The 9,204-nt window shown below is 61.6% G+C and carries 9 protein-coding genes and 1 pseudogene; 4 read left to right on the top strand and 6 right to left on the bottom strand.

Features of this window, described 5'->3' with window-relative positions:
• Positions 1–371: pseudogene (locus COA17_RS18180) on the bottom strand (tyrosine-type recombinase/integrase); the annotation flags it as partial.
• Positions 365–1,912: a tyrosine-type recombinase/integrase gene (locus tag COA17_RS18175; protein WP_026149763.1), complete on the bottom strand. Its 1,548-nt coding sequence runs from the start codon at positions 1,910–1,912 to the stop codon at positions 365–367. The pseudogene COA17_RS18180 and the gene COA17_RS18175, both read right to left, overlap by 7 nt.
• Here COA17_RS18175 and COA17_RS18170 point away from each other — a divergent pair.
• Genes COA17_RS18170 through COA17_RS18160 form a run of 3 tightly spaced genes read left to right on the top strand, consistent with a single transcriptional unit; the run spans position 1,894 to position 5,011 of the window.
• The gene (locus tag COA17_RS18170) at positions 1,894–3,813 is read left to right on the top strand and encodes a strawberry notch C-terminal domain-containing protein (protein WP_425442743.1); all 1,920 of its coding nucleotides are present in this window, start codon (positions 1,894–1,896) and stop codon (positions 3,811–3,813) included. The two genes, COA17_RS18175 and COA17_RS18170, sit on opposite strands and share 19 nt — an antisense overlap.
• Positions 3,814–3,866: 53 nt before the next feature.
• Positions 3,867–4,280 (top strand): MbcA/ParS/Xre antitoxin family protein, encoded by a 414-nt coding sequence (locus COA17_RS18165; RefSeq protein WP_096614292.1) that lies wholly within the window; start codon positions 3,867–3,869, stop codon positions 4,278–4,280.
• Positions 4,277–5,011, top strand: coding sequence for an RES family NAD+ phosphorylase (locus tag COA17_RS18160; protein ID WP_096614290.1), 735 nt, complete (start codon positions 4,277–4,279; stop codon positions 5,009–5,011). The genes COA17_RS18165 and COA17_RS18160 overlap by 4 nt, the downstream gene beginning before the upstream one ends.
• Positions 5,012–5,076: 65 nt before the next feature.
• Here COA17_RS18160 and COA17_RS18155 read toward each other — a convergent pair whose 3' ends face one another.
• Positions 5,077–5,742, bottom strand: a complete 666-nt coding sequence (locus COA17_RS18155) for a DUF6933 domain-containing protein (RefSeq protein WP_245857942.1) — start codon at positions 5,740–5,742, stop codon at positions 5,077–5,079.
• A 103-nt stretch (positions 5,743–5,845) separates the two neighbouring features.
• On the opposite strand from COA17_RS18155, the gene COA17_RS19190 reads away from it, so the two are divergent.
• A complete protein-coding gene (locus COA17_RS19190; RefSeq protein ID WP_141397134.1) occupies positions 5,846–6,655 on the top strand; it encodes an ATP-binding protein in 810 nt (269 codons plus the stop codon).
• On the opposite strand, the gene COA17_RS18150 is transcribed toward COA17_RS19190, so the two are convergent.
• The 3 genes from COA17_RS18150 to COA17_RS18140 are packed head-to-tail and all read right to left on the bottom strand — an operon-like array spanning position 6,602 to position 8,708.
• On the bottom strand, positions 6,602–7,795 hold the full coding sequence (locus tag COA17_RS18150) for a DUF4417 domain-containing protein (protein ID WP_096614287.1): 1,194 nt from the start codon (positions 7,793–7,795) through the stop codon (positions 6,602–6,604). The two genes, COA17_RS19190 and COA17_RS18150, sit on opposite strands and share 54 nt — an antisense overlap.
• Positions 7,792–8,142, bottom strand: coding sequence for a hypothetical protein (locus tag COA17_RS18145; protein WP_096614285.1), 351 nt, complete (start codon positions 8,140–8,142; stop codon positions 7,792–7,794). The genes COA17_RS18150 and COA17_RS18145 overlap by 4 nt, the downstream gene beginning before the upstream one ends.
• Positions 8,142–8,708, bottom strand: coding sequence for a hypothetical protein (locus COA17_RS18140; RefSeq protein ID WP_096614283.1), 567 nt, complete (start codon positions 8,706–8,708; stop codon positions 8,142–8,144). Before COA17_RS18140 ends, COA17_RS18145 begins: the two co-directional genes overlap by 1 nt.
• Positions 8,709–9,204 lie beyond the last annotated feature (496 nt).

The following is a 9,204-nucleotide window of genomic DNA, read 5'->3' as shown; positions in this document are numbered from 1 at the left end:
CTGATCGTGCCTTGGGGTGGAACGTCCAATGCAGCAGTCATGATCGCCCGCACCTGGTCCGGCTCAATGATGGTCGGCGTCGGGCGTGGCCGCTTGCCCCGACCGAAGACGCCGGCAGGCGGAACTTCGTGGCCTGAATCTTCGGCGTGAGCGAAAAGGCTGAAGTTACGTGCGGTGTCGAACCTCCGGCGGGCCACATATTGTGAGCTCGACGTATGGCACCAGTCGTAGATGCGCTGGACCTGAGTGTGCCGATCGCCGAAACCCCCGGCGTAGGCGGCGTACAGGCGCAGCATGCGTTCCTGTTCAGAGAACTTCAGCCCGAGGCTGCGATGCAGCGCCACGTATCTGGAAATGTGGATGTTCAGCATGACTGTTCTCCCGGCCAGGGCTGCGCGATCTTCATGAGCATCGGCAGATCGACCTTGGCGTAGATGGCAGTGGTCTCGGGCGAGCTGTGACGCAGGATGGTCCCGACGGACTCCAGGCCTGCGCCCGCGCGCAGCAGGTTGGTGGCAAGCGAATGCCGGAATATGTGCGACCCGGTCGGCACTCCTTCGATCCCACCGCGGTCGCGCGTACGAGCGACGATGCCCGCTATCTCAGCGGACGAGCGGAATGGCCGAAACGGTGCTTGTGCACGCAGGAACAGATGCTCTTCGGCGGCCTTCGGGCGGGCTGCCGCAAGATATGCCAGGATCGCGTCGCCAACATCCTGCGGCAATGGCAGGCGGTCCGGTCGACGCGTCTTGCCCTTGACCGTCAGGTGGCCGGATCGCCAGTCGATGTCGTCGAGACGCATGTTCTGAATATCGGCAGCCCGCAGGCCGAGCCTGGCGAGCAGGAGAATGATGGCCTTGTCCCGGACTTCCACCGGACGATCTGTCGGACAGGCCGCAATGATCCTCTCGATCGTTGCCGGGTCGACGTGGCGCGGCAGCGTCGAAAGGCGGTAGCGCTGTACTGATGGAACTGCATGCAACAATGCCGGCCGGCACTCGCCACGCACGACCAGAAACCGGATGTAGCTCCTCATTATCGTGACGAGCAGCGATGCCGACCCCGGCGTCTCCTTGCTTCGTCGTTGGAATGCGCTCCTGAGTCCGGCGGCATCCCATTGCGAAGGCTCGCCCAGCATTGGCATGAGCCGTCTGATATCGGTCCGGTAGCGCCGGATCGTCTCGTCCGTGGCGCCGCGGTGTTGCTTGAGCCATGCCAAGTAAGCCGACATGTGCGGGTCATCGTCCGCCACCGGTTCAACCAATGGGATGGCGCCCCGGCCTCGCAGGAACTCGACGAAGTGCCGTGCGCATCGCCGCCGCCGCTTGGTGCCCGTTGCGACCAACTTGCCCCGCTTGCGCCAGACCGGGCATCGGCAATCATGCGCTGCATAGTGGTCGATGATCGTGTCATCGATATCGATCCATTGGCGCCGCGCCATGCGAAGCCAGGCCACGAAATGCTCGGCCTCGGACCGATAGGCCTGTGCCGGTCCCTCGGCAAGTTGCAGGCGATCGATCGCATCGGAATAGTCGGCGAGGTGCCGTGGCAGATCGTCGATCCCGTCGTCGACTTCGACGTAGCCTTGATCTTCCAGGAACCGGACGAAGCGCCTGACCCTTGCTGCTTGGTCAGCCTTGTAGTGCGCTTGCTGCGCCGAATACCGGTGGCACCGGCACCCATGCTTTTCGAACCGCCGGACAGCCCGATCGTCAATCGTGCGGATGGCGATCCTATGCAGGCCCAGCCAATGCAGGAAATGGCGGACCGCCGCGCCATACAGAACCGCACAGCCTGACTTCTCGTCGAGCGACTGAGAGGAGAGGAATGTGGTGAGAAGGGTGCCGTGACTGGGCGGGTCTTCGACCCGGAGCGGGGCCGCTCGAAACGGCAATGATGATCTTGATCGCATGTTGGTTCCTTCGACTTGTTGAGGTCGAGGGAACCGTAATTATCTGGAGTGAAATCATGGAAAACCGAAGGAAACCTGCGCCTCCCGCCACCACGCTCGACATAAACTGCGACTGCAAAGAATATGTGATCGACTACCTCACCAAGAGCTTTCCTGTCCGGCTGATGGCTGTCTTCACCGATGAAAACGGCAATCCTCGATCCGAGCCGATGAGCGACGAGCAAGGCGCGCCTGTATTGTGCCGATCGGCACTCTCCGCGCGCGACCGGATGATCGAACAGCTCTGCGCCTTGCCGCCGATCGCGACCGCGCTTGATGCCATCATCGAACGCTTCGGCGTCGACCAGGTGGCAGAAGTTACTGGCCGGACGCGTCGGCTGATCATTGGTGGCGATGGCCATCAGAAACTCCAATCCCGGTCGCCGCGCGCCAACGTCGCCGAAACCCAGGCTTTCATGGACGGCACCAAGCACATCCTCGTCTTTTCCGATGCCGGAGGAACGGGGCGCAGCTACCATGCCGACCTCGCCGCCAGGAACCAGGCCCGCCGTGTGCACTTCCTGCTCGAGCCAGGATGGCGGGCTGATGCTGCGATACAGGGGTTAGGGCGGACCAATCGCACCAATCAGGCATCGGCTCCGCTGTTCAGACCCGTGACGACCGACGTGCGCGGCGAGCGCCGTTTCATCTCGACGATCGCGCGGCGCCTCGACAGTCTCGGCGCTCTGACGCGCGGGCAGCGCCAGACCGGTGGCCAGAACCTGTTCGACCCGGCCGACAATCTCGAAAGCATCTACGCCAAGGAAGCGCTCCACCGGTGGTTCGGCCTGTTGTTCACCGGTAAGCTCGAAGCGGTTAGCCTCGGGCGCTTTCAGGACCTGACAGGCCTCAGAATTGAAGCACCCGACGGGTCGATGGTCGATGATCTTCCGTCGATCCAGCGCTGGCTCAACCGCATCCTCGCACTTCCCATCGCCTTGCAGAACGCGATCTTCGATGAGTTCATGGGGCTGGTCGAGGCGCGGATTGATGCCGCGCGTCAGGCCGGCACGCTCGATCTCGGGCTTGAGACCATCGCGGTCGAGGACTTCGCGGTCCTGTCGGACACGCTGCTGCGTACGGATCCGGCGTCGGGCGCGACCACCCATCTGCTGGAACTGGAAATCGCCCGGGCCCTGAAGCCGCTGACGCTGAAGAGGCTCGAAGATCTCCACGGCCTCGTTGGGCAGCGGCAGCGACCTGTTCGGAACGCCCGTTCAGGCCGGGTTGCCTTGCTGGTGCCCGCCCGCAGCATTCTTGCCGATGACGGCACACGCGTTTCCCGCTTCGAACTGCTGCGCCCGCTCAAGCGTAGCCACATCACCGAGGATCAGCTGGCTGAGAGCAGCTGGGAGGCAATCTCCGTCGACGCTATCCGCGAAGCCTGGGAAGCCGAGGTTGAGGAAGCGCGGACCAGCCATAAGCACGAGCGCCTCTATCTTGCGACGGGCCTTCTGCTGCCGGTCTGGGACAAGCTGCCTTCGGATTTCGTGAGGGTGAGCCGCATCTCGGCGGCGGATGGCCGGTCGCTGCTTGGCCGGGAGGTTCCTCTCCATTGTGTTCCGGAACTGTGCCGGGCGCTGGGTCTGGAACGCGAGCAAACGCTTTCCGCCGATGACGTCGTCCAGACCGTTCTGGCGACTGGCCGTGCCATGGAATTCGCTGGCCGTGAGCAGCTCATGGTCAAGCGCAGCCTGGTCAATGGTTCACAGCGAATTGAATTGACCGGATGGAGCGTAGCCCGCCTTGACTGGTACAAGGCCCAAGGCTGCTTTACGGAAATCATCCGCTACCAGACGCGGCTGTTCGTGCCGATCGAGGGCGCGGCGAGCGTGGTTGCCAGATTGGCATCATCCGCATAGGCCATTGCCAAATGGCATTGAGTGGCATATATGATGCCATATGGAGATTTGCCATGCTGGCTCTGCAACCCGTTGATACTGCCGTTGCCGCTTTCCGTCCCGATCCGATTACCCAGGACGAGGCAGCTGCCATGTTCCGGGCAGTCCTCAATCTGTTCGGCAAATGGGAGCTGACCGACGACCAGGCGGCAACGCTGCTCGACATGCCATTGCGCTCCTATCGCCGCTGGAAGGCTGAAGGTGCCGGGCGCGTTTCGCGCGACGGACGCGCTCGTCTTTCTAACCTGATGGGCATCCACAAGGCGCTCCGTATCATCTTCTCGGAGGCGACGCGGGGCTATGCCTGGATCAGGGCAGCCAATGATGCCTTTGGCGGATCCAGCGCGCTTGATGTGATGCTCGGGGGCGAACTCACCGACATCATGCGGGTGCGTCGCTACCTCGACGCCGAGCGTGGCGGCTGGTGAACGAAACGGCGGATATCTCCGTTTCTCGAGTTGAGTGGAAGGGCGCTGTCAGGATCATCCGCAGTGCCTTTCCACCGATCGACCTGTTCGAGGACATCGCTGATCCAGCCGACTGGCCGCTGCTGATCTCGGCAGAGCAGAAGACCAATCCCCGCATCATGGCGACGATCGGCAATCTCGATCTGGTGCCGGTCGAGCGCCGCGTTGGCGGCAGCGGCGCCTCCTACCTCATGGCGCCATTCACCCACGTCAGCATAGACCGGACGAGCCGCTTTACCGATGGCAGCTACGGCGTGCTCTATGTTGGTGACCGGTTCGAGACCGCACTGTTCGAGACGATCCACCACCATGCCCACTTCATGGCGCGAACCAGAGAAGCACCTGGCTGGACCTCACAGTTCCGAGAGATCGTAATGTCGGTCGATGCTGACCTCCATGATTTGCGATCCGCCGCGGGAGAGCCGGTTCCCGCGCTCGATCCCAACAGCTATGCCGCATCCCAAGCGGTCGCGCGGCAGCTCAGGGGCGCGGGATCAAACGGGATTGCCTACCCGAGCATCCGGTATCCCGGTGGAGATTGCGTCGCTCTCTTCTACCCGGACTGCGCGTCAAATCCCCTTCAAGGGCGGCACCTCGACTACCACTGGGATGGCGCATGCGTTGACCTTGTCCGCGATGCCAGTTCGGGAGCTGTTTTCCGTATCGTAGATTTGCCGCCCGATCCTGTCTGACAGCATGAGTTGGCCCTCCGGCCGAGTGCTGTAGGATCTCCGCGCACAGAGGTTGGCCAGCAGACTCAAGTCTGTGCGCCAGCCTTCACGAGTTCATGAAGGGCTTTGTCCGGCGAAACCGGGCCCTTGTACAGCGGGCTGCACGGTGTCTCCGCTAGCTTGGCGGAAATCGCCAAGAGGTCGTCATCATCGCCCTTTTCATAGGCATAGGCGGCCAGCCAGAATTCGGCCTGCTTAACGAACTCGTTGAGGATGCCCACGACACTCCGGTTCGCGGTCTTTGCAAACTGGACGGTGTCCATCCGCCAGACCTCTTGGGCAATGAATTCAGATGAGACGCCGTGTTCCCTCAGAACCAGCGCCAATTGTGTGGGAAATCGTCGGGTAAGCGTGGCCGCTGGGGCTAGCGGCATAAGCACAGGAAGCAGTGTGCGCTCAGAAGCCAGCAAAGCGACTTGCGGCTTCCAGAACAGCACCGTGGCATACCAATTGCCCAAGGCGGTATCGCTTTGCCCGGGCTCAGCGATCTCGGGTTTGATCCGATCAAGTAATTTCTTGGTGCAATGGAGGCAAAACATGGCGGCCCACGATAATGTTCGGTGTCCAGCGCGTCCACTGAAGCTGGTGGCCTGGCTGCTGGAATGATGAGACCCGCCACTCACATCGTCGTAGACAGGGGAGTTATGCGGGGCGTCAGAGCTATCAAACCAGAAGACGTCTGTGACCAACATCGCCGGGCACATCGCTCCTGAGTCAGCCCAATCATAATCCCCTAGCTGTGCTCAACCCAAAGAATTGTAGGCGTAAGCCAAGTGCTTATGGTATTGAGCAACGATGCGTACCTTGCAGGCACAGTTCTCGGATGTAGATGATCTTCTCAGAGAAGCGATGCATGGTCATTTGCATGGTCACGGTCCGTTTATCATCGAAAACTCAGGACGTATTGGTCCACTTGTCGAGTTACTGGCTGCTGCCCAGCAATTTCCGGCCGAGTATGCATCCGTTTCATTTGCGGGGTCATTTGCCCCGAAAGTTCGCGATGCTTGGGCAACGGGCCAGCCGTTCGGCGGCGGCTTCAGCGACCAAGCTGGGGCGTTTCCATTGCCGTTAGAGAACCCTGTTGAGACCGGTGATCCCGTGTGGGCGCAATGGCTCCTACACGCAGAAAATGCTGCCAAAAATAGAGGCTTTCCCGCCGGGCTCGTCGCATCGCTGGTAGGGGCATTGGGTGAGATGCAGGACAATGTCTATGAGCATAGCGGCGCGGCCCAAACGGGGCTGGTTGCATATGCGGTCACGGATCGCACCTTCGAGTTTGTGGTTGCGGATCGCGGCACGGGTGTGCTGGAGACGCTGCGGCAAAACCCTGACTACGCGTATTTGCCGGACGCAGGTGCGGCGCTGACGGAGGCGATCCGACCTGGGGTGTCACGGTTCCCTGCTTCCAGCGGACGGGGCCAGGGATTTATCCAGCTTTGCAGGTCAATGGTGACAGACCGGGTCGAGCTTCGCTTCCGCTCAGGTGATCATGCGCTCACGCTATGTCCGACAAATGATCCCCTTAACGGGCACCAACGGCTCAGCCATACCTCAGCCCTCGCGGGCCTGACGATCAGCGCGATTTGGCGCGCGGAGACCCCGTAAAGCGGCGTCGAGCCGCCGCTCTGCGTGGGTGCGCTCCAAGATGATATGATTGCTGTGAAGCGCTGCGACGTTATGTTGCAACAACGTGTCTATGGGCGCGCCGCGCGGCGTCGGATGTTTGCGCCACACTAATTTTCCGTCGGGGCGGAATTGGGCTTCTTGGCGGCATCGGGTCTTGGTGAAGGCGTCGGTATCGATCATCGTCACCGCCGCAAACACTGCGCGTAGCGGTTCCAGTGCCCGCATGCCGCCACGCACCACCAAACCCAGCGGTTGGGGCACGCGGGCGGCAAGTGCTGACAGCTGCGTCACATGCCAATCGAGCCGTTCGCCACGGCCCGTACCGGTCGCGAACTCGAATGCTAGGCATTGAATCTCCGGGCGCTCGGCGATCAGCTCGGCCCAGCGCTCGTAATCCCGTTCCGTCCGCGCGTTGACATGCATCGCGGTCGGAAGCCCTGCCTGCATCATCTCAACCGCCGCCATCAGGATGCGCTTCATGGAATGCATGTTGTCAGTGCGGGGCACATCGGTCAGCACGCTATAATTAGGTGGCGTGATCAGCGCGATGTCGAAGGCTGACAGCTGCTCCAGCATGGCAGCCCTGTCTGCTGCCGCCCAGTAGCGCTCGATCCTCCGGTCGCGCGCTACCCCTGAAATCACCAATCGGGCGTTCGGATCGATACCGAACTTCTGACCTAGCGCGTCCCTGTCGGGATAGCGAAGCGTGCCAGCGTTGATGTCCAAAAGCGCATGGAGCGGCAGCGCGACAATCGGAGAGTTGAGCGTGCCGATACGCGCCGTCGAATGCTCGATCAACGGAACCATGGGCGGCAGTGCCTCAATGGGGACGATTGGGGCGCGGGGCGCGTTGTTGAGGTCCAAGCCATTGACCTCCCGCAGGCGTTCTACAAACTGCTTGGGATTGCCTCGGCAAACCAAATCGCAGGTCGCTTTGTCATCGCAGCGACAATAATCGCTACAATCGAAGAAGCTGGCGCTGATGTGCGCACCGCCACAGATGGGGCGATCTACGCAGGTCACGCAACCCAGCGAACAGGGCATCGTTCCTGCATCGTCCCACAGGCGCTGCGAATTGCGGACGATGCGGGGCAGCGAATTGTTGTTGGCATTCTTCATTGCAAACGAAGCTCCACGCTGTTGCCGAACAGGCTGACCCGTTCAACGATCCCGAGAGCGACGCCGCCGCAGTCGGTAATGGTTGTGCGCATATCGGACGGCAGGCCCTTGACGGCACCGATGCGGCTTTGCCCGCGGCACACCATTGCGTTGCCTGACCCACACTGCACGACCAGCTCGTCGCCCGCCCGCACGCTCATGCCGGGGTCGATGTCCGCCGTAATGGTCCGCTGTTGTGACCCGAACCGGACATCGAACAGGCCCGGCTGCTTGAGGCGGTCCACGCCCTTGTTCCAGCGCTTGCGCCAGGGCTGGCCAGACTGTTCGCGGATGAAATCAGCACCCATTACACGGTCTCCATCACCGGGCTGAACAGCTTGGTTTTGCCGTGCCGCACTTCCTTCAGCATGCCTTTGGCGGACAGCGTCGCCAGCCGGTTGTTCCACGCAGTCGTGCCGATCTTGTCATCTGGGCGGAGCTTGGCCAGCTCGGGCGCGGAAATCGGATGGTGCTGGGCAATCAGTTGGATGGTGCTCATCTGCCCTGCGTCGAGCTCTCCGAGGATCCGGGGGTCAGTGGCCGCGCCATCGGCATCAAGGGCACATGCCCAAATGGCGTCGTTGCGACCCCGAAGGTAGGTGGCAAGTTCCTCTTCAATGGTCGCATTGGCATTGGCCACCACAGGGTAGATCATGCCAGCCGCGTTGCGGCAGAAGTCGCGGAAGCCCATCACGGCCTCGCGAAGGAACGAACCCGTCGCGATGTCCACCTCCGCGAAATCGAGGAAGGCAAGGGTCGGCCCGACCACCGGCTTCGTCTTCTCGATCAACTGGGCGAGCATCTGCCGCCCCATGGCGCTACCGGCCAGCGTTGTGCTGCCGGCTGGGCTGGTCAACATCGGGTATCGAATCATTTCACAATCCTCACTAATGAACGTGAGATAAGTGAGGGCCGTGGGTTCGTCAAGGTTCGGGAGCCAGGCTTGACCGTTGTTGAGGACAATCCGCGTCGCATGCCCACATGCGGGACGTTCAGGATGCCAGTTTGGCGCGTCAGAACCGGTCGTCCTTTCGCTGTTGCAGATGGGGCGTGTGAATGAAGCCCGGAGACGAAGCCGTCGTTCGCGGCTCGCTACATGAATGACTGCTGTCGGCTTATGCGTAAGCGTCCGGTCACCTCCGTCGGGCGGGGAAGCAGTCGGCCGGCAGTCTGCCTAATTACAGCCGCGGGAAAGGGCGCTACGATCTCGACGAGGGGAGCTGCGAGTGGTCGATCAGGTGATTGTGCGGCGCACGTTCAAAGTTGATGGACGCGATGCCGAGTGCCGTTTTCTGAGACCGGAAGAGGATGGTGGGAGCTTCTTCTGCCGATATGAGATTGACTGACCTGAGGGCGCCAAGGGTCACAGG

This window comes from Sphingomonas ginsenosidimutans (assembly GCF_002374835.1).
In the GTDB taxonomy this organism is placed as follows: Bacteria; Pseudomonadota; Alphaproteobacteria; order Sphingomonadales; family Sphingomonadaceae; genus Sphingomonas; species Sphingomonas ginsenosidimutans.
Note: the sequence above shows the minus strand (reverse complement) of the source record. Positions and strands in the feature narration are given on the sequence as shown.